At 67.7% G+C, this 22,757-nt stretch carries 27 protein-coding genes; 13 read left to right on the plus strand and 14 right to left on the minus strand.

Features of this window, described 5'->3' with window-relative positions; all coding sequences use genetic code 11:
- Window positions 1–174 precede the first annotated feature (174 nt).
- The gene (locus tag AC5P9W_RS02025) at window positions 175–1,014 is read left to right on the plus strand and encodes an arylamine N-acetyltransferase family protein (protein ID WP_111102229.1); all 840 of its coding nucleotides are present in this window, start codon (window positions 175–177) and stop codon (window positions 1,012–1,014) included.
- Between the two features lie 65 nt (window positions 1,015–1,079).
- On the opposite strand, the gene AC5P9W_RS02030 is transcribed toward AC5P9W_RS02025, so the two are convergent.
- Entirely contained in the window at window positions 1,080–1,451 is a 372-nt protein-coding gene (locus AC5P9W_RS02030; RefSeq protein WP_134730086.1) for a VOC family protein, read from the minus strand.
- A gap of 82 nt (window positions 1,452–1,533) precedes the next feature.
- Between AC5P9W_RS02030 and AC5P9W_RS02035 the strand changes: the two genes are divergently transcribed.
- Entirely contained in the window at window positions 1,534–2,250 is a 717-nt protein-coding gene (locus tag AC5P9W_RS02035; RefSeq protein ID WP_134730088.1) for a transporter substrate-binding domain-containing protein, read from the plus strand.
- Between the two features lie 98 nt (window positions 2,251–2,348).
- Here the strand turns inward: AC5P9W_RS02035 and AC5P9W_RS02040 are convergent, their stop codons facing one another.
- The gene (locus tag AC5P9W_RS02040; RefSeq protein WP_134730090.1) at window positions 2,349–3,248 is read right to left on the minus strand and encodes a LysR substrate-binding domain-containing protein; all 900 of its coding nucleotides are present in this window, start codon (window positions 3,246–3,248) and stop codon (window positions 2,349–2,351) included.
- Window positions 3,249–3,346: 98 nt separating this feature from the next.
- Between AC5P9W_RS02040 and AC5P9W_RS02045 the strand changes: the two genes are divergently transcribed.
- Complete coding sequence (locus tag AC5P9W_RS02045) at window positions 3,347–3,490, plus strand: hypothetical protein (protein ID WP_019660816.1); 144 nt, start codon at window positions 3,347–3,349, stop codon at window positions 3,488–3,490.
- Between the two features lie 7 nt (window positions 3,491–3,497).
- On the opposite strand, the gene AC5P9W_RS02050 is transcribed toward AC5P9W_RS02045, so the two are convergent.
- The gene (locus AC5P9W_RS02050; protein WP_021203266.1) at window positions 3,498–4,064 is read right to left on the minus strand and encodes a GIY-YIG nuclease family protein; all 567 of its coding nucleotides are present in this window, start codon (window positions 4,062–4,064) and stop codon (window positions 3,498–3,500) included.
- A 132-nt stretch (window positions 4,065–4,196) separates the two neighbouring features.
- Between AC5P9W_RS02050 and AC5P9W_RS02055 the strand changes: the two genes are divergently transcribed.
- Window positions 4,197–4,979, plus strand: a complete 783-nt coding sequence (locus AC5P9W_RS02055; RefSeq protein ID WP_206621895.1) for a D-alanyl-D-alanine carboxypeptidase family protein — start codon at window positions 4,197–4,199, stop codon at window positions 4,977–4,979.
- Window positions 4,980–4,992: 13 nt separating this feature from the next.
- Here AC5P9W_RS02055 and AC5P9W_RS02060 read toward each other — a convergent pair whose 3' ends face one another.
- On the minus strand, window positions 4,993–5,586 hold the full coding sequence (locus tag AC5P9W_RS02060) for a TetR/AcrR family transcriptional regulator (RefSeq protein WP_021203264.1): 594 nt from the start codon (window positions 5,584–5,586) through the stop codon (window positions 4,993–4,995).
- 16 nt (window positions 5,587–5,602) lie between these two features.
- On the minus strand, window positions 5,603–6,199 hold the full coding sequence (locus AC5P9W_RS02065; protein WP_019660820.1) for an NAD(P)H-dependent oxidoreductase: 597 nt from the start codon (window positions 6,197–6,199) through the stop codon (window positions 5,603–5,605).
- A 125-nt stretch (window positions 6,200–6,324) separates the two neighbouring features.
- Here AC5P9W_RS02065 and AC5P9W_RS02070 point away from each other — a divergent pair, with 125 nt between their 5' ends.
- Window positions 6,325–6,858 (plus strand): hypothetical protein, encoded by a 534-nt coding sequence (locus AC5P9W_RS02070; RefSeq protein WP_206621893.1) that lies wholly within the window; start codon window positions 6,325–6,327, stop codon window positions 6,856–6,858.
- A 32-nt stretch (window positions 6,859–6,890) separates the two neighbouring features.
- Here the strand turns inward: AC5P9W_RS02070 and AC5P9W_RS02075 are convergent, their stop codons facing one another.
- Complete coding sequence (locus AC5P9W_RS02075) at window positions 6,891–7,718, minus strand: isocitrate lyase/PEP mutase family protein (RefSeq protein WP_206621894.1); 828 nt, start codon at window positions 7,716–7,718, stop codon at window positions 6,891–6,893.
- Between the two features lie 166 nt (window positions 7,719–7,884).
- Between AC5P9W_RS02075 and AC5P9W_RS02080 the strand changes: the two genes are divergently transcribed.
- The 4 genes from AC5P9W_RS02080 to accC all read left to right on the plus strand — a co-directional run bounded on the left by AC5P9W_RS02080 (window position 7,885) and on the right by accC (window position 11,292).
- Entirely contained in the window at window positions 7,885–8,613 is a 729-nt protein-coding gene (locus tag AC5P9W_RS02080; RefSeq protein ID WP_164144688.1) for a DOPA 4,5-dioxygenase family protein, read from the plus strand.
- A 319-nt stretch (window positions 8,614–8,932) separates the two neighbouring features.
- Window positions 8,933–9,376 (plus strand): type II 3-dehydroquinate dehydratase, encoded by a 444-nt coding sequence (aroQ, locus tag AC5P9W_RS02085; protein WP_019660823.1) that lies wholly within the window; start codon window positions 8,933–8,935, stop codon window positions 9,374–9,376.
- Window positions 9,377–9,434: 58 nt separating this feature from the next.
- Window positions 9,435–9,914: an acetyl-CoA carboxylase biotin carboxyl carrier protein gene (gene accB / locus AC5P9W_RS02090; protein ID WP_019660824.1), complete on the plus strand. Its 480-nt coding sequence runs from the start codon at window positions 9,435–9,437 to the stop codon at window positions 9,912–9,914.
- Window positions 9,915–9,924: 10 nt separating this feature from the next.
- Complete coding sequence (accC, locus tag AC5P9W_RS02095) at window positions 9,925–11,292, plus strand: acetyl-CoA carboxylase biotin carboxylase subunit (RefSeq protein ID WP_021203259.1); 1,368 nt, start codon at window positions 9,925–9,927, stop codon at window positions 11,290–11,292.
- Window positions 11,293–11,388: 96 nt separating this feature from the next.
- On the opposite strand, the gene AC5P9W_RS02100 is transcribed toward accC, so the two are convergent.
- Together AC5P9W_RS02100 and AC5P9W_RS02105 are read right to left on the minus strand one after the other, a co-directional pair.
- Window positions 11,389–11,763, minus strand: coding sequence for a hypothetical protein (locus AC5P9W_RS02100; RefSeq protein WP_010481078.1), 375 nt, complete (start codon window positions 11,761–11,763; stop codon window positions 11,389–11,391).
- Window positions 11,760–12,725, minus strand: coding sequence for a hypothetical protein (locus tag AC5P9W_RS02105; RefSeq protein WP_021203258.1), 966 nt, complete (start codon window positions 12,723–12,725; stop codon window positions 11,760–11,762). Before AC5P9W_RS02105 ends, AC5P9W_RS02100 begins: the two co-directional genes overlap by 4 nt.
- Window positions 12,726–12,888: 163 nt before the next feature.
- On the opposite strand from AC5P9W_RS02105, the gene prmA reads away from it, so the two are divergent.
- The 3 genes from prmA (at window position 12,889) to fis (ending at window position 15,012) form a co-directional block, all read left to right on the plus strand.
- The gene (gene prmA, locus AC5P9W_RS02110) at window positions 12,889–13,809 is read left to right on the plus strand and encodes a 50S ribosomal protein L11 methyltransferase (RefSeq protein ID WP_478405884.1); all 921 of its coding nucleotides are present in this window, start codon (window positions 12,889–12,891) and stop codon (window positions 13,807–13,809) included.
- A gap of 42 nt (window positions 13,810–13,851) precedes the next feature.
- Window positions 13,852–14,622: a DUF3426 domain-containing protein gene (locus AC5P9W_RS02115; RefSeq protein WP_021203257.1), complete on the plus strand. Its 771-nt coding sequence runs from the start codon at window positions 13,852–13,854 to the stop codon at window positions 14,620–14,622.
- 114 nt (window positions 14,623–14,736) lie between these two features.
- Complete coding sequence (gene fis, locus AC5P9W_RS02120) at window positions 14,737–15,012, plus strand: DNA-binding transcriptional regulator Fis (RefSeq protein WP_005419706.1); 276 nt, start codon at window positions 14,737–14,739, stop codon at window positions 15,010–15,012.
- Window positions 15,013–15,142: 130 nt separating this feature from the next.
- On the opposite strand, the gene AC5P9W_RS02125 is transcribed toward fis, so the two are convergent.
- From AC5P9W_RS02125 to AC5P9W_RS02150, 6 genes are read right to left on the minus strand one after another with little or no spacing between them, the layout of a single operon-like run.
- Complete coding sequence (locus AC5P9W_RS02125) at window positions 15,143–16,138, minus strand: phosphatidate cytidylyltransferase (protein WP_021203256.1); 996 nt, start codon at window positions 16,136–16,138, stop codon at window positions 15,143–15,145.
- Window positions 16,135–16,764, minus strand: a complete 630-nt coding sequence (locus tag AC5P9W_RS02130) for a lysophospholipid acyltransferase family protein (protein WP_021203255.1) — start codon at window positions 16,762–16,764, stop codon at window positions 16,135–16,137. Before AC5P9W_RS02130 ends, AC5P9W_RS02125 begins: the two co-directional genes overlap by 4 nt.
- Before the next feature lie 13 nt (window positions 16,765–16,777).
- A complete protein-coding gene (locus tag AC5P9W_RS02135) occupies window positions 16,778–17,215 on the minus strand; it encodes a hypothetical protein (RefSeq protein ID WP_021203254.1) in 438 nt (145 codons plus the stop codon).
- Window positions 17,212–18,540 carry a phosphatase PAP2/dual specificity phosphatase family protein gene (locus AC5P9W_RS02140; protein ID WP_197575076.1) on the minus strand — a complete coding sequence of 443 codons (1,329 nt, stop codon included), beginning with the start codon at window positions 18,538–18,540 and terminating at the stop codon, window positions 17,212–17,214. Before AC5P9W_RS02140 ends, AC5P9W_RS02135 begins: the two co-directional genes overlap by 4 nt.
- Complete coding sequence (locus tag AC5P9W_RS02145; protein ID WP_206621897.1) at window positions 18,540–20,291, minus strand: bifunctional alpha/beta hydrolase/class I SAM-dependent methyltransferase; 1,752 nt, start codon at window positions 20,289–20,291, stop codon at window positions 18,540–18,542. Before AC5P9W_RS02145 ends, AC5P9W_RS02140 begins: the two co-directional genes overlap by 1 nt.
- Window positions 20,292–20,325: 34 nt before the next feature.
- Window positions 20,326–20,943: a CDP-alcohol phosphatidyltransferase family protein gene (locus tag AC5P9W_RS02150; RefSeq protein WP_021203251.1), complete on the minus strand. Its 618-nt coding sequence runs from the start codon at window positions 20,941–20,943 to the stop codon at window positions 20,326–20,328.
- 224 nt (window positions 20,944–21,167) lie between these two features.
- Here AC5P9W_RS02150 and purH point away from each other — a divergent pair, with 224 nt between their 5' ends.
- Complete coding sequence (gene purH / locus AC5P9W_RS02155; protein ID WP_021203250.1) at window positions 21,168–22,751, plus strand: bifunctional phosphoribosylaminoimidazolecarboxamide formyltransferase/IMP cyclohydrolase; 1,584 nt, start codon at window positions 21,168–21,170, stop codon at window positions 22,749–22,751.
- Window positions 22,752–22,757: the final 6 nt, after the last annotated feature.

A 22,757-nucleotide genomic window follows, 5' to 3' on the forward strand; every position in this document is an offset into this window, starting at 1 on the left:
TATCGGCCTGACTCAGGACAACTTTAGGGCTTTCTTCGTCTGCGTCCCCCCATCGCTGGTGGACGCGGCCTTTGTACCGGGTGCAGGCGACGGAGGCATGACACGGCCGCCGCGCTTGACCTCAACCCCGGTTGGGGGAGCACAGTGGGCATCCCTCCCCCGCCCGGTGTCTCCATGACGACGCTCGATGTCCCCCGCTACCTGCAGCGCCTGCAGCTGGATGCACCGCCACCGCGGACCCTGGCCGGCCTGACCTTGCTGCAGCAGCGCCACAACGCACTGCTGCCGTTCGAAACCCTCAGCTGCCTGCTGCGCGATGCAGTACCGATCGACCTGGACAGCGTGCAGCGCAAGCTGCTCGACGACCGTCGTGGCGGCTACTGCTTCGAACTCAATGGCGGCCTGCTGGCACTGCTGCAGGCGCTGGGCTTCGATGCACAGCCGTTGAGCGCGCGCGTGCTGCTGGCCGCCCAGGACGGCGAACTGACCGCACGCACCCACCTGCTGCTGCGCGTGCAGGTGGACGGCGATGACTGGCTGGTGGATGCCGGTTTCGGCAGCCTGACCCCGACCGTGCCGCTGCGCCTGCATGATCCGCAGCCACAGGCCACGCCGCACGAGCGCTACCTGCTGCGCCGACTGCCTGGCAACGGTGATTTCGTGCTGTCGGCCGAGTCCCACGATGGCTGGCGGGCGATGTATCGGTTCGACCGGCAGGCGCCGGCACCAATCGACAACGTGGTGGGCAACTGGTACGTGTGCACCCATCCCGATTCCAGCTTCCCCGGCCAGCTGCGCGCATCGCTGACCGGGCCGGACTGGCGCCGCACGATCGGCAGCGGCAACTACACCGAGTACCGCCCCGGCCAGGTACCGGACAAGCGTCCGCTGCACGATGTTGCCGACGTGCGCGAGGTACTGCAGCAACGCTTCGGCATGCAGTTGCCCGAAGACCCGCGGCTTGACCCGGCGATCAATGACTGGCTGCAGCGCTCACGCGCCGAAACCTTGTAGCGCCGAGCCCATGCTCGGCTGAGCTTGGGCTGCTGGGTCAACAGCAGCCGAGCATGGGCTCGGCTCTACGCAACCGCGCGCGCCTGCAGCGCGATACGGTTGCCTTCACTGTCGAAGATCTCGGCCACGCGCCAGTCGCCCGCGTCGGCCGGTCCGAAGCGCAGCGCAGCGCCCGCTTGCAGTGCACGCTCCAGGCTCACGTCCAGGTCATCGACGCCGATGTAGATGCGCGCACCGTGGACGGAGGGCAGATAGTCGGCCCCCCGCACCAGCGCCATGCTGGCACCGGCGGCCTCATCGGAAAACGGCAGGTAGGCCATCCGGCAGTCGTGCTGCAGGATCGGTTCGTCCACCGCCACCTGCAGCCAGTGCTGGTAGAACGTGATGGCCCGGGCCAGGTCAGTGACCGGTATCTCGACGTGCAGGATGGGGTTCATGTCCGCAGGATAACCGGATACTGACACTGCCTTGCAGGTCCGTACTGGCATGCTGAACCGCCCTTTCCCCGCGGAGTCCTGCATGTCCCTGGCCGATCATCGTGGTGCGCTGGCACCGCTGGGCTTCCTGCGCGTGGCCATCAACCTGGGCAACCCTGTGCTGGCACAGGGCGATGCGCGCTCACCGCGCGGTCCATCACTGGAACTGGCGACCGCGTTGGCGCAACGGATGGGCGTGCAGGCCCGCTTCACCTGCCACGACGCCGCAGCCTCGGTGGTTGCCGCGGCCGCCGAAGATGCCTGGGATCTGGCCTTCCTGGCGATCGATCCGGCGCGTGCCGACCGCATCGCCTTCAGCGCCCCCTATGTGGAGATCGAAGGCACCTACCTGGTGCGCGAGGACAGCCCTGCGCAACAGGTGGCCGACCTCGACCGCGAGGGGCTGCGCATCGCGGTGGGCCGCGGTGCAGCCTACGACCTGTTTCTCAGCCGTGAACTGCGCCACGCGATGATCGAGCGAGCCGAGACGTCGGCCGCTGCCATCACCCTGTTCGATCTGCAGCGCCTGGATGCCGCTGCCGGCGTGCGCCAGCCGCTGGCCGCCTGGGCGCAGGCGCATCCCGGCCACCGCGTGCTGGCCGACCGTTTCACCGTGATCCAGCAGGCGGTCGCGGCGCCGGCCTCGCGCCCCGCCGATGCACTGCGGGCGCTGTTCGAGGAAGTGGAAGCGATCAAGGCGGGCCCGTTGCTGGAGGAAGCGTTCGCGCGTGGCGGGCAGGCGGTCACGCTGGTGCGATGAGTTTGGAGTCGAGCCATGCTCGACTCGCCCTCCGCAAGCGCAGTCGAGCGTGGCCCGACTCTACAGATGCAGATGCGATGGTCGAGCATGCCGCGACGCTACGGATGCGCGTCTGCCATGTGTCGCACATGCTCAGCAGCCTGCGCGTGCAACCAGTCGCGAAAGGCGAGGAAGCCGCGATGGCTGGCCGAGCGCTGCGGGTACACCAACCAATGCGGCCACGCCGTCTTCAGGCGCTGGCTGGACAGGGCGACCAGCTGGCCGGAGTCGAGCAGCAGCCTCGCCCGCGTCACTCGGCCGAGGGCCACGCCCACGCCGTCCAGAGCGGCGCGATGGTGCGCCTCCGAATCATCCAGCACCGCCACGAACCGCGCCGGCGCACTCTGCCCACTCAATGCAAACCACGCGCCCCAGGCGCCGTCCGGATCACCCAGCAGCGGCCACTGGTTCAGCGGCACGCGCTCGATCCCTCCCATGCGTTCGATCAGCGCCGGGCTGGCCATCGGCAGCAGCCATTCATCGAACAACGGTTCCACCACCAGGCCCGGCCATTGCCCGCTGCCCAGACGCAGCGCGGCGTCGAACTGGCGCTGCCGCTCGAAATCGACCAGGCGCTCGCTCGACTGCAGGTTGATCTCGATCTGTGGGTGCTCAGCCACGAAATGACCCAGGCGCGGTACCAGCCACGCCGACGCCATCGATGGCACCGCGCTGATCGTCAGTACGTGCTCGGCACGCGCCGCATAGGGCTGGAAGGCTTCGTTGATCGCATCCAGGTGCGGCCCCACCTGGTCGAGCAGGCGCTGTCCCTCCAGGGTGAGCGAGACACCCCGCGGCTGGCGGATCAGCAGCGGCTGCCCGAGCCGCTCTTCCAGTTGCCGCATCTGATGGCTGAGCGCGCTGACGGTCAGGTTCATCGACGCTGCCGCACGCGACAGGTTGCCCAGCCGGGCGGCAGCCACGAAGCCCTGCAGGGCATGGAGCGGAGCACGGGACATCAGGCTTGAAATCCTCTCACGTCACGCTTGCGGAAATGTCGCTTCTTGCCGCTTCATGCTGCCCGTATCGTGCAATCCACTCAAGTGGAGGCGCGCTCATGAACATCTTCGGCGGTTTGTTGTTCCTGCACGGCCACGTGGCCAGCGCCGAGCTGGCACGCCAGCTGGCCGGCCCGTCCACACCGGCTCCGCCGCGCGCGCCGCAACCGGCCACGCCGGTTCAGCGGCCGCGAACCCGTTGAACGCTCTTCAACCTGCATACCAGCGTTGGACGTGTTCAGGCAGCCACGGCATTGGATCGATATCCAATGCCCGACAACCGTCGAGGGTGTCCCGCAGCACACCCTCGCCGGGGCCGCCCGGCATCCGCAGGCCTTCCTCTTCCGGAAGCTGCACCGCCGCCCAGTCGTGCAGCCGGTCCATGCGCACGCGCAGCGCAGCCCGCAGCCATGCCTTCAGCGGGAAACAGCGATAGCCCTGTTCGCCCAACGCATCAACCGCGAGCAACAACGCCTGGTTGGCACCACGTACCCACTCGGTGTGGCCTCCGGCCTTGTCCTGGACCGTCATCGGCGCCGGTGCGCGGTGCGCCTTGAACGGCGAACGCAGCTGCAGCTCCAGATCCCGCGCATCGCGCTCGCTTTCCGCTTCCACCAGTGCACCGGCGTCGAGGTCGAAGAACTCGAACCAGCGCCGGTGCAATGCGCTGATGCGTCCGAGCGGATCACGTGAAAAGCCGATCTTCGCGTAGTCTTCCCACGCACAGGGGAAGACATAGGCAAAGACACGACCGTCGATGCGGATATCCGATTGCATGTGCGCAGGCTGCCTCGTCAACAGCCCGGGCGCAACCGGGCGTTACCGTGTGCACTGCGGCGCTTGGGCAGTGCGGCTTCATGCAGCCGCTGCGGACTATCCTTGCTGGCTGTCGCTGTCACCACCGCCGCCATGCCCTCTGCTGCACCTGCCCCCCTACCGGCCTCGTCCATCACTCTGGAAGCGGCCACCTTTGCGGTGATTCACCAGTACAACGCGGACATCGCCAGGCAACCGGCTTCGCTGACCAAGCTGATGACCGCCTATGCGGCTTACGAATGTGTGGAAGAGCGCGGGCGTTCGTGGGACGACGAAGTCCCCATCGCCGCCGACGACGTGCATGCGGTCGCCGACGATGAAACGCGCATGGTCCTGGTGCCCGGCGAGACAATCTCCCTGGCGCGCCTGCTGGAAGGGTTGATGGTGGTTTCCGGCAATGACGCTGCATTGGCGATCGCGCGCCACCTGGACGGATCGCAGGCGGCATTCCTGGAACGCATGAACCGGCACGCACGCCAGCTCGGGCTGGGCAGCATCTGTTTTGCCAGCGTGTCGGGCATCACCACACCGCACCATGCCTCCAGCGCGCGCGACATGGCGGTGCTGGCCGCCCGCCTGTTGAACGATCATCCGCAGATCCTGGCGATCACCGCGCAGCGCGCGTTCGCCCATGGCAGCTTCAACCGCAGCAACCAGAACGCCCTGCTCGGCGAAGACGGCGTGGACGGCTTGAAGACCGGCTACACCCAGGCCGCAGGCTTCTGCCTGGCCGCCACCGCGTGCCCGCCAGTACCCGGGCGGGACCAGCCGGTACGGCTGATCACCGTGGTGCTGGGCTCTGCAAGCCGCGACGCGCGCGACGCACTGGTGCGCGACCGGCTGGCCGCGGGATTCGCCGCTCTGGCCGGCGGCTGACCGCTCGTGCGGCTCAGCGCCGCTTGACCGTCGCCACGATCAGCCGCTGCAGCTCGGCCACGGCACCGGCCTTGTCCAACGCGCCGGCAACAACACCCTCTGAAAGGGCTTCAGCCGCACCGAGGATGGCCCAGCGCCCCGCCAGCGACACCGTGCCGCCGGTTGCGAACGGGCCCAGCCAGACCTGGCAGTTGTCGATGAAATCCTGCTGGTAGCGCCGTCGCACCTCATACAGTTCCGGCGCCCCCACCAGCGCGGCGAGGATGCCTTGCACTTCGCTGCCCTGGCTGAGGACGCAGTCGATGTAGCCGGAGGCGATGGCCGCCGCCCGATCGACCAGTTGCGCCCGGGCGCGGCCGATGCGCTCGTGGAAGACCACGGTCTGGCGTCCGTCATAGTCATCGTAGAGCGCCGCCAGCAAGCCATTGCGGGTCACGAAGTGATCGTAGGCCACAGGCTTGGTCACGCCCGCCGCCTCGGCCAGCCGCCCCAGCGTCAACGCTCCGGTGCCTTCTCCGCGAACCAGTGCCCAGGCCACATCCAGCAACTGGCGGGTGCGTTGCTCCCGGGTCATTCGGCGGCGCGTGGGGGTGGCGTTGGCGGGCATCGGCGGAGCACGGCGATCAGCGCATCGGAACACCGATTTTACGGCCGATCGCCAGCGCGGTCTGCAGATGCGCTTCAGCGGCACCGGTATCGGCGTCCAACAGCAGGTCGGACGACAGCACGCGTGCGCCGCAATAGTCAAAGATGCCCATGTCGATCTGCGTCCTCATTGCCGCGTCGTAGCCACGACGTTCGACCATGGCTGCGTCGGCGCCGCCCAGCGCCACCAGATGCACATTCAGGCGCTGCAGCTTCTTCACCAGCCTGCCCTGCGCGTCCTGCGCGTAGGCCCAGTCGTTGGTGAACACACGGTCGATCCAGCCTTTCAGCAGCGCCGGGAACGACCACCAGTACAACGGGAACACCAGCACCAGCGTATCGGTGGCATCCAGCCTCGCGTGCTCGGCAGCGACATCGGCGGGTACCGCGCCGGTGCTGCGGAACAACGCCTGGTCCTGCGGGTTGAAGCGCGGATCGAAGCCTTCGGCCATCAGGTCGGCATAGGCCACGGTGTTGCCGGTGTCGGCCGCGGCAATGGCATCACCGATGCGACGCGCCATCGCGTGGGTCAGTGAACCGGGCTCAGGGTGGGCGATGACAATGAGGCTGTGCATGGGGATCTCCAGACATCAATACCTACCAATGGTAAGTATCGATTCCGGGGAAGCCAGCGCCACTGATGGGACGCTGTTTTCGCGTCCAACGTATAGTGCAGCGATGCCCTGTGGGACACCCGGACATGGATCGACGCCTGCCCCTGACGATACTGACGCTGCTGCTGTCGCTGTTGCTGCCATCCGCCTTCGCGGGTGAGCTCAGTCCCAGTGACGCGAAGGCCCTGCGCGATGATGTGCGCGCCCTGATGACTGCCTACGCCCGCGGCGATGCGGACTTCCTCATCGAGCGTACGCATCCCAGCCTCAAGCGGCTGGCCGGCGGCGATGAGGCCTTCCAGGCGATCACCCGCGATGCGCTGAAGAAGCAGCACAGCGGCGGCGTGGTGGTCATCAGCGAAGACGTCGGTGTGCCGACCCGGACCTATGCGGCCGGGGAGGAAGAAGTCTGCTTCGTGCCACGCCAATCCCTGGTACGGGTGCGTGAAACCCCGATGCGCAGCACCACGTTCATGGTGGCCGTGCGCCGCGTTGGCGGTTCCGGGTGGACGTATCTGGACGGCACGGGGCTGCAGGACAATCCACGCCTGCTTCGCCAGCTGCTGCCAGCGCTGGAACCCGGCGTGATCCTGCCCAAGCGTGAGATCGAGGCGTTGTAGTCGCCGGCCCTTCCCGCCATGCAGGGCGCGGGCTACCGGAACAACGCGTTCAAGGCAGACCCGGACGCCGCCTGCTGCAGGCCATCGAAGCGTCCATCCTGCACGATCGGCTGGGTCGCCTGCATCAACCCACCCCACGCAGCTCGCGCCAGCGCACCGCCCAGGCTGACCCGCCGCACGCCGAGTGCGGCGATGTCCTGCAGGCTCAGCGGTGTCGGTCCACCCACCAGCAGGTTCACCGGCTTCGAGCCCGCGGCGGCGACCACCGCGCTGATCTGTTCGCGCGTGCTGATGCCCGGTGCATACAGCACATCGGCGCCGGCCTCGGCATAGGCGCGCAGGCGCTGCAGGGTGTCCTCCAGATCCGGCACGCCAACGAAGAAATTCTCGGCCCGCGCGACCAGCAGCACATCGCCCCCCGCGCGGTCGATGGCCGCACGTGCTGCACACAGTCGCTCGACCGCCTGCCCGATCGGCCGCAGCGGCGCATTGGCCACGCCGCTGGCGTCCTCGATCGACAGCGCCGCGATACCGGTGTCGATGGCCGCCGCCACCGCCTCGCCCACTGCCTGTGGCGTGGCGCCGAAGCCATCACCGAAATCGGCGTTCAACGGCAGCGGTGTCGCGGCCGCCATCAGCCGCAGATGTTCCAGTGTGGCCTGCAGCGAAACCGCCCCATCCGGCCGCCCTTCACTCCAGGCGCAGCCGGCACTGGTCGTGGCCAGTGCCTGGAAGCCCTGCCGCTGCAGGTAGCGGGCGCTGCCCACGTCCCACGGATTGGGCAGCACGAAGCAACCCTGCGCGTGCAGCTGGCGGAAAAACGCGCGCTTTTGCTGTGTGTCGGCATCGGGCGAGATCATGGAAGGGCTCCGGGGCGGCAGACCTGCACCCTAGCCCGCCCAGCGGCCACGCTCAACGACAACGGGGCGCACCTGCATGAGGTGATGCCCCCTGCTTATTGGACGCTGTGGATGCGGGTGCCCGAGCGTGCTTGCCTGCCCACACGATGCCGCCACGGAGCCCTTCATGCACCCGGACCCGCAGACCCTCACCGATGCCGGCGACGATGACACCCACTGGGCCGACCTGCTCTCGCCCGCACGCCGACGCCTGATCGCTTCGGCGGGTCTGGCCGCTGGCGGCCTGGCCAGTGCCTCGACCGCCGCCGCAGCACCGCGCGGCAACGACGCGGTGAACACCACCGAGCCTGGCCGCCCCGGCTTCCGGGCCATCGTGCCGCCAGCACCGGAAGGGCGCAGCCCCTGGGGCCAGGCCACGGCCAGCGAACCGACCCCGCGCCCGGCCAGCGTGCGTCCCGGCGAGGCCACCCTGCCCGTGACCCCACGCGCCTACACCGACATCAAGAGCTATCACGCTCACATCTACTTCGATGAGGACAGCTTCGAAAAGGCCGCGCTGCTACGGCGCTGGGCCGCCGAGCGGTTCCCGGTGGAGCTGGGCAACTGGAACCTTGAGCCGCGTGGGCCGCATGTCACGCCCTCGTTCTATTTCGGCTTTACCAACGACCTGCTCCCCGTGCTGGTGCCCTGGCTGCAGCTCAACAGCCTGGGCCTGACCATCCTGATCCATCCCAACACCGGGGACGGCCGCGCCGATCATCTGTATTACGCGTTGTGGGTGAACCGCGCGCAGCCGGTCAATGCCTACAACTGGCCGGCGCCGAAGCCCGGGCAGCCGGAACCGCTGGAAGAGGTGTTCCCAAACGTGGTGCCGACGGTGCCGCTGGAGACCTGACCCGCCTTTCCGGTGGGTGCGTAGCTTGCTGCATATGGAACTTCCTTCATCCACGCATGGCGTGGATCTACTGACCGCCGGCCCCGTCGCCCGCGCTTGGCGCGGATCCCCCGGCGTGGCCCTTGCCGCCATCGTCGGCCTACGTGCATCCATCCCCCGCCCGCACGGCATTCAGCGCGCCTTGATCCGCCGCCCCGCATAGGGCCGCAAGCGCTTCCGCAGATTTCAAACGGTCGATTGAAACGCTGCAAACTTCGCCGAACTGGACAGCATCCGCCGGTTCCGCCAGACTGCCGCCCTTTCCCGTCTTCCGGATCCCATGGCGAAGCTGCTGGTCCTGCACGGCCCCAACCTCAACCTGCTCGGCACCCGCGAGCCGGAGGTCTACGGCCACACCACGCTGGCCGACATCGACCAGGCCCTGGTTGCCCAGGCCTCGGCCGCCGGGCACGCCGTAGAGAGCCTGCAGTCCAACGCCGAGCATGTACTGGTGGACCGCGTGCAGGCCGCACGCAACGACGGCACTGCCTTCATCCTTATCAACCCCGCCGCGTTCACCCACACCTCAGTGGCCTTGCGCGATGCGCTGGCGGCGGTGGCGGTGCCGTTCATCGAAATCCACCTGTCCAACCCGCATACCCGCGAACCGTTCCGCCAGCACAGCTACTTCAGCGACAAGGCGATGGGCGTGGTGTGCGGCTTCGGTGCCGACAGCTACCGCTACGCGATGGACGCGGCGCTGCTGCGGGTATCCGCCACCTGATTGTCGACCCGGGCGCCCACGGCGCTCTCCTCACCTAGAAGAAACCAAAGAGGCCCTCATGGATCTGCGCAAAATCAAGAAGCTGATCGACCTGCTGGAAGAGTCGAACCTGGCTGAGATCGAAATCAAGGAAGGCGAAGAGTCGGTGCGCCTGTCGCGCGCGCCGGTGGCCGGCTACGCCGCCCCGGTCGCCGCCCCGGTGTATGCCGCTCCGGCCGCTCCGGCGGCGCAGGCGATGCCGATGCAGTCGCCGACCGAAGCCTCCACCGGCGGCACCGCCAAGCCGGGCCCGGCACTGCCGGAAGGCCACGTGCTGCGCTCGCCGATGGTCGGCACCTTCTACGCCTCGTCCGCCCCGGACAAGCCGGCCTTCGTCACCGTTGGCCAGCAGGTCAAGGAAGGCGAGACCCTGGCCATCATCGAAGCGATGAAGATGTTCAACCCGATCGAAGCCGACACGTCCGGCACCATCGTCGCCATCCTCGGCGAGAACGGCCAGCCGGTCGAATTCGACCAGCCGCTGTTCGTGATCGGCTGAGGGGCACGCCATGCTCGACAAAGTCGTCATCGCCAACCGAGGGGAGATCGCGCTGCGCATCCTGCGCGCGTGCCACACCCTCGGCATTCGCACGGTGGCCGTGCACTCCACGGTCGACCGCAACCTCAAGCACGTGGCCATGGCCGACGAGTCGGTCTGCATCGGTCCGGCGCCGTCGCCGCAGAGCTACCTCAACATCCCGGCCCTGATCGCCGCCGCTGAAGTCACCGACGCCCAGGCCATTCACCCGGGCTACGGCTTCCTTTCGGAGAACGCCGACTTCGCCGAACGCGTGGAGGAGTCCGGCTTCATCTTCATCGGCCCCAAGGCCGACACCATCCGCATGATGGGTGACAAGGTCGAGGCCATCCGCGCGATGAAGGCCGCCGGCGTGCCGTGCGTGCCCGGTTCGGGCGGCCCGCTGGGTGATGACATCGTCGCCAACACCAAGATCGCCCGCGAGATCGGTTACCCGGTCATCATCAAGGCGGCCGGCGGTGGCGGTGGTCGCGGCATGCGCGTGGTGCACGCCGAAGCCTCGCTGAAGACCTCGATCGAAACCACCAAGAGCGAGGCCAAGGCCGCGTTCGGCAATGGCGAGGTCTACATGGAGAAGTTCCTGGAGAATCCGCGCCACGTGGAAATCCAGGTGCTGGCCGACGGCCAGGGCAACGCCATCCACCTGGGCGAGCGTGACTGCTCGATGCAGCGCCGCCACCAGAAGGTGGTGGAAGAAGCGCCGGCACCGGGCATCACCGCCGAGCAGCGCGAGCAGATCGGCAAGGTGTGCGTGGAAGCCTGCATCCGCATCGGCTACCGCGGCGCCGGCACCTTCGAGTTCCTGTACGAGGACGGCCGCTTCTACTTCATCGAGATGAACACCCGCATCCAGGTGGAGCATCCGGTCACCGAAATGGTCACCGGCATCGACCTGGTGGCCGAGCAGCTGAAGATCGCCGCCGGCCAGAAGCTGTCGATCAAGCAGAGTGACGTGGTGCTGACCGGCCATGCCATCGAATGCCGTATCAACGCCGAGGATGCAGAAACCTTCGTGCCGAGCCCGGGCACCATCACCGGCTTCCATCCGCCGGGCGGTCCCGGCGTGCGCGTGGACACCCACATCTACAGTGGCTACCGCGTGCCGTCGAACTACGACTCGATGATCGGCAAGCTGATCGTGCACGGCCCGGACCGCGAAACCGCCATTGCCCGCATGCGCGTGGCACTGAGCGAAATGGTGGTCGATGGCATCAAGACCAACGTCGCGCTGCAGCAGCGGATCATGCGCGACAAGGGCTTCCAGGCCGGTGGCCAGAACATCCACTACCTGGAAAAGCGTCTTGCCGAGCGCAAGAACAAGCCGATCGCACTGACCTGATCGGCGCCGCGTGCTGGACATGAAAAGGGCGGGGATATCCCCGCCCTTTTCCATTGCTGCAGCGCCGAGCCCATGCCCGGTGCTACAGCAGGCGCATCAGCGCTTGTCGGCAGCTTCGGCCGGGATCTGCGAGTTCGCCAGCGGACGCACGCCGTTGGGCGAGGTCGGGTCGACGATCACCATGGTCTCGGTCGAACCATCCGGCCACACCACCTGGAAGGTGCTGCCCGCCGGCAGCGACGCAAACGGCATGCCGCTCTGCGCCCGATAGACCGCAGCCACCTGGCTGGCACCGGCACGGCGCACGTCTTCCTGCGCCTTCACAGTAGTCAGTTCCACCTTCGACAGATGCCGGTAGCGATCTTCATAGGTATCGATCATCAACAGGCCAACGGCGCCGGCCGAGTAGGCCACGAACAGGGCCACCCAGAACCAGAACTTGGCCCCGTGCAGGAATCGGCGGTAGTTCATTGCTCGTTCCTCTTTCCAACCAATCGCTTGATCCATTCCTTCATCTTCCCAGCGCCCTGCCGCGATACCGCAGCGTCATACACGAAATCCCGGAAATCCTGCGTACCATCCTGCGAACAGATCCCTCCGTTCGCACAAAAACTGTTGACCAGCACACTGTCTGCCCCACACGGTAGACCGAGTTCGCAGGCCGCGAGCCGCCATGCGAGTTCACTCAGCTGCTCGCCCGCCACCAGCCCGCTGAGCGCGCGGTCACCCGAGGCACGCACGCCCATCCCCGGTGCGATGGCCATGAAGGCCTCCGGGTCACGCGAGGTGCGCACCCGTTCAACCAGGTCACGGCGGTACTCGGGGCTGTCCTGCAGCGGTTCGCCCTCGGCGAACAGCGCAGCCTCGGCAGCCAGGTTGCCCTGTGCAGCCGCCTTGCGCCGTTCGGACAGCACCAGGGCCGTGCCCAGCTTGTCGCCCGGCACGAACCCGCCGCAACGCTGCGCGACGCGTTCGCGCGCCTGCACCATCGCCGGTGCGGCAGTCAGGCCCAATCCGGCCAGCACGTTGTTGTCCAGGCGGTAGCCACCCGGATCGACCGCATACTGCGCGCAATAGTCGTAGACACGGCTGAGCATCCAGCGCGCCTCGTGATTGCCTTCGTCCGCCTGCGCACGCAAACGCTGCGCATAGGCGTAGAGGTCGGTGGCCTCTTCGAGATCAGCGCGGATATCCAGGGGCAGCCCGGACGGCAATGCACCGCCACGCTCGAAGGGTGCCAGCCGGCGCGCGAGCGCCTCCGGCATCACCGGCAGCGGTGCCGCACTGTCAGTGGCCGCCCCCCCAACCGCCAGATCCGCCGAGGCTACCGAAGAAGCCGGAGCATGGCCGCTGGCCCGATAACCGGCCACGCCCAGCACGGCCACGGCCGGCAGCACGAGCAACCAGGTTTTCAGGGTAGGAGCGAAGGCCATCGGCGGCGGCGGGCGATACGGCACACAGGAAAGCACGAAGTTTAGCAAGGCCCGACGGGCCTGTCTGAACGGGCTTCGTTCATCCAGGCACAGCATCTCAGGCAATACGGAGACGCTCCGATGGTCTAGCATGGCCCCCTTTCCCGCGATTGCCCCCACCACCATGCCGTTCCTGGAACTGACCCTGCGCTGCACCGAAGCCACCCAGCCCCGCTATGAAAATGCGCTGGAGGACGTGGGTGCACTGGCCGTGACCCTGCTCGATGCCGAGGCCGATACCAGCAACGAACAGGCCATTCTCGAACCAGGCGTGGGCGAGACCCCGCTGTGGGACACCCTGGTGCTGAGCGCGCTGTTCCCCGCCGACAGCAACGCGCTGTTGCTGCTGGCCGCACTGGAATCCTTCGATCCAGAACTGGACTGGAGCAGCGGCAGCTTCCGCGCGGTCGAGGATGAAGACTGGGAACGCGCCTGGCTGGACCAGTTCCAGCCGATGGATTTCGGCAGCCGTACCTGGATCGTGCCGTGGAATCACGAACTGCCCGACGCCGCACAGGCCGCCGACGCCGCCGTGGTACGGCTGGACCCGGGCCTGGCGTTCGGTTCGGGTACCCACCCGACCACCGCACTGTGCCTGCGCTGGCTGGACCAGTTGGCCATGGATGGCCTGCTGCAGGGCCAGCGCGTGCTCGACTTCGGTTGCGGCTCGGGCATCCTTGCACTGGCCGCGCTGAAGCTGGGCGCCGCTGAAGCCATCGGCGTGGACAACGATCCGCAGGCGCTGGTCGCCACCGCCGACAATGCCGAGCGCAACGGCGAACAGGCCCGCATGCACGTGTACCTGCCGCAGGACGAGCCGGCCGCGACCTATCCGATCGTGGTCGCCAACATCCTCGCCTCGGCGCTGGATGCGCTGGCCGAACTGCTGGCCGCACGCGTCGCCGCCGGCGGCCGCATCGCCCTGTCCGGCATCCTGCATGGCCAGGAAGGCGAACTGCTGCAGCGCTACGCGGCCTGGTTCGATGATCTGCAGGCCACCCAGGACGGCGACTGGATGCGCATCACTGGCGTGCGCCGCGCCTGATCGTGGTTGAATGACCGCTGGATCCGAGCCCGCGCCCTGAGCATGTCCGAGCCGAACCCACCCCGCCGCCCCCTGGCCACCTTCCTGCGCAAGACCCCGGAAGGTGAGGTTGCGCCTGCGTCCGATCCGCGCATGCAGGATCAAACCGGGCAGACAACGCCTGTGGAGCAGGTGCAGGCCGAGCCCAGCAATCTGGCGCAACCACCGGCCACACAAATGCGACACGACGATGACGCTGTCATCGTTGCTGAAGCTGCAGCCATCGAACCGGCGCTGGCCGCGGTGCAGGCAACAGCGGTCGCCAGCGATGCCCCCAGCTTCCTCGGCAGCGCACGCCAGCGCACGCAGCCAGCCCCCCGCTGGCACTGGCTGCTGGTCGCCGGGCTGGCGTTGTTGCTGGTCCTGCAGAGTGTGCTGGCCGACCGTGCGCGGCTGGCTGCCGACGCCGGCAACCGCGCATGGCTGGGTGCACTGTGTGGCGTGCTGCGCTGCAGCCTGCCCGCCTGGCACGAGCCCGCTGCGTTCACCATGACCAGCCGCGAGATCCGCCCCTTGCCAGGCCAGGCCGGCGTGCTGCAAGTGCAGGCCAGCATCCGCAATGATGCGCGCTGGGCACAGGCGTGGCCGGACCTGCGGCTGTCATTGTCCGATGCCGATGGCCGGGTGATCGGCAGCGGCGTGTTCACGCCCGCGCAATACCTGGGTGAGAACCCCGGCGCAGCCCTGCTGGAACCGGGCCAGAGCGCGCGCGTCGCGTTCCGGGTACAGGAGCCCGCTGCGTCCACCGTCGCATTCACCTTCGACTTTCTCTGACCGGGGGCAGGCGACCAGCCGTGGCAGGCCGGGCACGCTCGCGCTAGACTGGCCGCCACCACCTCGTCCGGCCGCGCGCTCCGCGCGCACGGGCCAACCGAATCGGGAACCCCCTTGAACGCTGTCCTTTCTCGTCCTGACAACAGTCGTGGCGCTCCCCGGCCACCGCTGCGTGAACACGTCGCCCAGTCCGTGCGCCGCTACCTGCGTGACCTTGATGGCTGCGATGCGGACGATGTCTACGAGATCGTGCTGCGCGAGATGGAGATCCCGCTGTTCGTGGAAGTGCTCAACCACTGCGAAGGCAATCAGAGCCGCGCCGCGGCGATGCTGGGCATCCACCGTGCCACCCTGCGCAAGAAGCTGAAGGAATACGGCATCAGCGCGTAAGCGCGCGCCTGGGTGGCGCCAGCCGCTGGCGGGCAACCCAATGATGCACGATGGCACGATGTTGCAGTTGCCGGCCAGCGGCCGGCACTACCGGTAGATCCACGCCATGCGTGGATGGAAGCCGGCAGAATCAACCGCCGCCGCCCGCCTTCCAGTAATACCGCACCACGTGGAAGAACACCGGCGCGGCGAAGCACACCGAATCCAGCCGGTCGAGCATGCCACCATGGCCCTCGATCATGTGGCCCCAGTCCTTGATGCCACGATCACGCTTGATCGCCGACATCACCAGGCCGCCCCAGAACCCCATCAGGTTGATCAGCAGCGACAGGCCGAACGCCTGCAGCGGCGTGAACGGGGTGATCCACCACAGCGCTGCGCCCAGCGCGCTGGCACTCAGCACGCCACCGACGAAGCCCTCCACCGTCTTCGATGGCGACAGCTTCGGCGCAATCAGATGCTTGCCCAGCAGCTTGCCCCAGATGTACTGCAGCACGTCCGAGGACTGCACCACGATCACCAGGAAAGCGAACAGCAATACGTTGCGCGCCGGATCGTAGCCCGGCACGTGCAGGTTCAGCAGCAGCGGCACGTGCGAGATGCAGAACACGCAGATCATCAGGCCCCACTGCACCTTCGCGGTCCGCTCCAGGTAGTGCGTGGTATCACCGCCGATGGTCGACAGGATCGGCAGGAACAGGAACGCATAGACCGGAATCAGCAGCGTGTACATGCCGTACCAGTCGATCCACACCAGGTAGTACTGCCACGGCAGGACGATGTAGAACGCGGCCAGCAGCGCGTAGTAGTCGCCCGAGCGGGTCGGCGCCAGCGTGATGAACTCGCGCAACGCGAACAGCGAGATGATCGCGAACAGCACGATCACCCCGGCACGTCCGAAGAACAGCGCCAGCCCGACCACGATCGCCATCACCCACCAGGCGCGGATGCGTGACACTAGGTTGGCGATGACTGCACTGGGCTGGCCGCGCTGGCGCCAGCGCAGGGTCTCGGCCACCAGCGTGGCCAGCACCAGCACCGCCCCCACACCGGCAAACAGCAGGCCGGTCTGCTGGCCGACACTCTGCGTTGCCAGATCGCCAGATACATCCAGCACGAAACTCATGCACGACCTCCATTCGGCGCCAGGTCCAGCAGCGCCTGTCGGCTGCGGGCCAGGAAGGCGGCCTTGTCCTCGTCAGCCTGCAGCCGCAGCGGCGTACCGAAGGTGGCCGTGCACAGCAGCGGCAGCGGCAGGAACCGGCCCTTGGGCATCACCCGCTTCAGGTTGTCGATCCACACCGGCACGAACTCCAGTTCCGGTCGTTGCCGTGCCAGGTGGTAGATGCCGCTCTTGAACGGCAGCAGCGGCTCATCGCCCACATTGCGCGTGCCTTCCGGAAACAGGATCAGCGAGCAGTCTTCGTCCACGGCCTCGCGCAGTACCTGCAGCGGATCCTGCTGACGATGCCCGGCCTCGCGCTCGACCAGCACACCGTTGAACACCGCGTCGATCAGGTAGCGACGCAGGCCGTCGCGCTGCCAATATTCGGCCGCGGCCACCGGGCGCACCTGCCGTCGCAATGCCGGTGGCATCGACGACCAGATCAGCACGAAGTCACCATGGCTGGCATGGTTGCCGTAGTACACGCGACGCTCGCTGGACGGCGCACAGCCGATCCACAGCGCGCGGGCGCCGGTCACCACATGGATCGCGCCACTGCAGGCGCGGGCAATCAGTTCGGCAAGCATCGGTCCCTCCCGTTCACGTCTGCGGCCACAACACGGCCACCACCAGCAGTACGAACTGCACTGCGGTCAGCAGGTACTGGCGCAGCAGCAGGCGGCGCATGCCGGCCCAACGCGCATCCCAGCCGCGCAGTTGTGCAGCGGGCGAGGCACGGCGCAGGCCACTGTCGTGCAGCAGCTGATCGGTGCGGCGCGCGGCGGCTTCGTCGTGCAGGCCCTCATCGCGCAGCAGCTGCAGCAGATCGGCATCCAGCCCCACACGCCACGCGTGGTAGGCCTGTGCGATGCCCGCGGCAACACTGAGCAGCAACAGCCCGGCAGCGATCATCGCCAGCCCCGTCTCGATGCCGAGCAGCAGCAACGCCACCAGCAACAGGCCCAGCGACAGGCATGCCGGCCAACGCCCCTGCCGCAGCAGCAGCTGCATGGTCGCCAGATCGGGAACGGTGCTCATGCGCGCGCTCCTGCTGCAGCGGTGATGGCATGCAGATGCGCCGCGCCCAGCACGATGCCGGGGCGTGCCACACGCACGATCGCGACCGCAGCGTCAGCATCGGCCGCACGACCGCTGCGCAGCAGCCAGGTGGCCACGCTGGCCGCACTGCGCGAATAGCCCAGCGCACAGCACACCAGCAACGGTCCGTGCGCATGGAGCCGCTCGATGGCCTCGACTGCCTCGCGCAGCTGCTCCGGCGTGGGCACTACCAGGTCCAGCATCGGCACACTGGCGTACGCCGCGCCTGGCGCGCGGCAGGACAGCTCGGCACAGGCATCCACCACGCCCGACAGTGGCGGCGGCAACGCGCCGTCGGGAATGCGCCCCAGCCACACGCCGTCCATCACCGGCACCGGCTGCGGCACACGCCGCGTCCATAGCCGCGAATTGATCCAGGCTGCACCCAGGTACGGCGCCAGCAGCCAGCGCGCGGCCACGGTCAGGCGACCATCGGCGCGTTTCTGGAACACCGCCGTACCCAGCCCGGCATAGGCCAGCGCCACCAGCAGCAGCGACACCACCGGCCACAGCAGCCAAAGCGCCGTGCCCCCCAGCACCACCACCGGCACCAGCAGCACCCCCGCGCCCAGCAGGTAGAAAGAGGCCAGACGCCAGCGCTTTGGATCACGCGCCGTGCGCCAGGCCCGCAGTGGCGGCGTGCCCTGCTCGGGCCACAGCCAGACGCACAGCCAGCCGGCCAGCAGGCCGGTCGGGATATCGATGAAATGGTGCTGGAACGTGGTCAGCACCGAGACGCCGATCAGCAACGCCCACACATGCAGCACCCAACGCCACACGCCGTGCAGATACTGCGCGAACTTCACCCACAGCACGATCAGCAGCACGATGTGCAGCGACGGCGCCTGGTTGAACGGCTTGTCGAAACCCAGCAGCACATCGAACAGCCAACCGAACACGCCGCCGATCTCCGGCCGCTCGAAGCTGAAGCGCAGTGGCCACAGCAGGAAACAGGTCACCGCGATCAGCTGTGCACTGAGCAGCCGCAGCGCGTGCCGGTCCAGTTCGAGGCGCTGACGGCACAGGAAGAACGAGACCGCATAGAACAGGTCGATCGACCAGTACGGCACGATCGTCCACGGCACGAACGGGATGCGCGTCTCCCAGGCGAACGCCATCACCGGCAGCGTAGCGTGGCGGCCGGCCATCCAGTTGGCGAAGCCGTAGCTGGCAAAGAAGAACGGACCCAGCAGCGCCAACCACAGCAGGGCGCGCCGCCAAGGGCGCCCTTCCACGGCCAACGGGGTTGCGGCCAGCGTCGCCATCACGCGGTCCGGCGCGCCAGCGACACGGTGAAGATGCCGAAGTCATCGATGCGCTGCGCCACCTTCTCGAACCCGGCCAGGCGCACCAGCTCATCCATCTCCTGCTGGGTACGGCGGCGCATCACCCACGCGGCGCCGCCTCGATGGCTGGTCAGCGCGCGGGCGATGAATTCCAGCTGCGGGTGCCAGGGCTGGCCGGTGTAGGCCAGGTAGCCGCCCACCGGTACGGTTGCGGCGATGCCCTGCAGCGAGCGCAGCACGGCGTCGTTGTCGGGGAATAGTTCGTACAGGCCCGATACCACCGCCAGCGTAGGCGCCGGGTCCACCGCCGCCAGTTGCGCCGGATCGAACGCATCGCCCTGCTCGAAGTGGGCGATGTCGGCTGCACCGAGGCGCTCGATCAAGGCCTGGCCCTGGGTCACGTTCAGATCGCTGAAATCACGCAGCACGATGCGGTCGGCGCGCTGTTCGCCCTGGCCCAGCGCTTCCAGCACATAGCGGCCATGGCCGGCGGCCACGTCCAGCACGCGCACCGGCGTGCCCTGCCCGCGCAGGCGCTGGGCAGCATCGCGCAGCAGTTCCTGCAGGTGCTGGCCACGGATGCGGATGCCGCGCCAGCCGATTGCGTCCAGGTAATTGCGGTCGACCATGCGGCCCAGCGGGCCCTTGCCGCGCGCTTCGTTGCGATAGATGTAGTCGAGCGTGCTGCCGGAATCGAAACCGGTCTGCAGGCCCAGCGCAATGCCTTCGGACAGCGTGCCACCGAAGCGCAGGCCGCCGCGCACCACGCGCCAGCGCAGGTCGGCCAGGCTGTTGCGTTCGGGTGGCCACGCCAGGATCTCTGATTCCTCGAAGGTCGGTCCATGACGGTGCGCGTCACGCCGCGGCAGTTCGCGCAGCGGCTCGGCAAAACGCGCCTGGATGAAGCTGCGGATGCGCGCCAGTGCTGGTGCCCGATCGCGCTCGCCCAGCGTGTCGTGGAAGAAGCCCGGCAGATGCACCCGCTCCTTGATCGGGCTGGACAGGCGTTCATAGAAGCGATCCTGCGGGCCACGGTGCACCACGAAGTCCGAACCGGACACCAGCAGCTGCACCGGCACGCTGATGGCCTGCGCATCGGCGACGATGCGGTCAGCCGCTTCGTAAAGGCCCAGCAGCACGCGCACCGAGATCGGCCGGGTGATCAGCGGATCGGTACGGTAGCTTTCCACCCGCGCCGGATCATGGGTCAGCCACTGCGGCTTGACATAGCTGTTGACGAAGAAGTTGCCGCGCAGCTTCTGCATCAAGGCCAGGCCCGGGCGCGCGAACGGCACGTACAGCTTCACCTTGAACGCCGGCGAAGCCATCACCAGCGCACGCAGGCGCGGCGCGTAATCGTGCACCCAGGTCGCGGCGACCACCGCGCCCACGCTCTGCGCGATCACCACGATATTTTCCACCGCGATGCCGTGCTCGGCACCGATATGGGCAATGAAGCTATCGAGGTCGCGCACCAGCGCCGGGAAGCCCGGTGCATCGCCACGTGCGCCCAACGAACGGCCATTGCCGCGCGCATCCCAGGCGAAGAAGGCGGTGTCGGGCAGGTCCAGCTCATCGACCAGGTGGGTGACCCGGCCGGAGTGCTCGTGGCCGCGGTGCAGCAGCACGATGGCCTTGGTGGCCGGGGTTGCGGTGGTGCCCGCCCAGTACCGGTAGAACAGCGGTACCTGGTCGAAGCTGTGGAATTCCCGTTCCTGCGCCTGACGCATGCAATCTCCTGATTGTCTTTTTGTATCTGCTTGATTAATTCGGCGAAACCGCCGCTTCCCGCAGTCCGCGACGGACGCGGTTGATCATCGTCAGCACGCACAACACTGCCATGGCTGCAGCCACGCCGCTGGCCGTCAGTGCACCGCCCCAGCCGAAGGCCAGCAGCAAGCCCAGCGCACCGATCACGAAGGCGCGGTCGCTCTTGCCCATCGGGCCGTCATAGCGGCGGCTGGCACCGACCATCAGCCCCAGCACGCCGGCGTACTCGCTCAGCGCCGCCGTCCAGGCCAGCAGCCACAGCGCCTCCGGGCGCACGCCGGGTACGCTGAGCAGGCTCAGGTACAGCGCCGCATCGGCGATCACATCGCACAATTCGTTCAGATAGGCGCCCAGCCGCGATTGCTGGCCGAATTCGCGCGCCAGCATGCCGTCCACCGCGTTGAGCGCCATGCGCAGCAGCATCCACAACGGCAGCAGCAGGTACAGCAGAGGCTGGGCAGGCGCGCAGCACCACACGGCCGCGGCCACCAGCAGCGAGACCAAGGCAGCGGCCACGGTCACCGTATTGGCAGTGATCCCCATGCGGAACAGACCGCGTACGGCCGGACGCAACAGGTCCTGGAAACGTCCTTTCAATGCGTAGATCGACATGATCCGTACCCGCTGATCCTTGGCAGTGCGGGGCACAGCCTACCCCATCGTTGGCAGATTCCAACAACCCTGCTCCGGTCCGCAGCCCAGCCCCCGGATCGGGCCGGATCGATGTGCCCGACCCGCCTTTACGTCAACTGCCACGGCAAATCTGCCCCTGCGGCGCCCGCCACCGGCCCCCACCGCCTACAATATCGGCCCCGCTCCGCTGCCGATTCCGTCCCATGACTGCTGATCTGTTGCCCGTCCGCCGGGCCCTCCTCTCCGTTTCCGACAAGACCGGTCTGGTCGAGCTGGCCACTGCGCTGGCGGCACGCGGCGTGGAGCTGCTGTCCACCGGCGGCACCGCCAAGGCGATCCGCGAGGCGGGCCTGGCCGTGAAGGACGTGGCCGAGGTCACCGGTTTCCCGGAAATGATGGACGGTCGGGTCAAGACCCTGCACCCGATGGTGCACGGCGGCCTGCTGGGCCGCTCCGGCCTGGATGACGCGGTGATGGCCGAGCACGGCATCGGCGCCATCGACCTGCTGGTGCTGAACCTGTACCCATTCGAATCGGTCACCGCCAAGGCCGACTGCACCCTGGCCGACGCGGTCGAGAACATCGACATCGGCGGCCCGGCCATGCTGCGTTCGGCGGCCAAGAACTTCGCCCGCGTGGCAGTGGCCACCGACCCGTCGCAGTACCCCGAGCTGCTGGCCTCGCTGGCGGCCAACGACGGCCAGCTGACGGCTGCAACCCGCTTCGCGTTCTCGGTGGCCGCGTTCAACCGCGTCGCCCAGTACGATGCGGCGATCAGCAACTACCTGTCGGCGGTCACCGCCACCGACGCCGCCGTGCCGGTGCGTGCCGAGTACCCGGCACAGATGAACTCGACCTTCGTGAAGGTGATGGACCTGCGCTACGGCGAAAACCCGCACCAGAGCGGCGCGTTCTACCGCGACCTGTACCCGGTGCCGGGCACGCTGGCCACGTTCCAGCAACTGCAGGGCAAGGAACTGAGCTACAACAACCTGGCCGATGCTGACGCGGCGTGGGAATGCGTGCGCCAGTTCGATGCGCCGGCCTGCGTCATCGTCAAGCACGCCAACCCGTGCGGCGTGGCCGTCGGTGCCGGCAACGGCGATGCCTACGAGCTGGCCTACGCCACCGACCCGACCAGCGCCTTCGGCGGCATCATCGCCTTCAACACGCCGCTGGACGCCGCCACCGCCAAGGTGATCCTGGACCGCCAGTTCGTGGAAGTGCTGATTGCCCCGGACTACGAGCCGGCCGCGCTGGAGTACGCGCAGAAGAAGGCCAACGTGCGCGTGCTGCGCATCCCGCATGGCGATGGCCTGAACAACTTCGACAGCAAGCGCGTCGGCTCGGGCCTGCTGCTGCAGTCGTCGGACAACCGCGGCATGACCCGCGACGAGCTGAAGGTGGTCAGCAAGCTGGCGCCGACCGACAAGCAGTTCACCGACCTGCTGTTCGCCTGGAAGGTAGCCAAGTTCGTCAAGTCCAACGCGATCGTCTATGCCAAGGACAACCGCACCATCGGTGTCGGTGCCGGGCAGATGAGCCGCGTGTACTCGGCCCGCATCGCCGGCATCAAGGCCGCCGATGCGAACCTGGTGGTGGAAGGTTCGGTGATGGCCTCCGATGCGTTCTTCCCGTTCCGCGATGGCATTGATGCCGCCGCTGCCGCCGGCATCAAGGCGGTCATCCAGCCGGGCGGTTCGATGCGCGATGCCGAAGTGATCGCCGCCGCCGACGAACATGGCCTGGCCATGGTGTTCACCGGCGTGCGCCACTTCCGCCACTGATCCGCA

The sequence above is a fragment of the Stenotrophomonas sp. YJH_SMC_33 genome, from assembly GCF_059372295.1.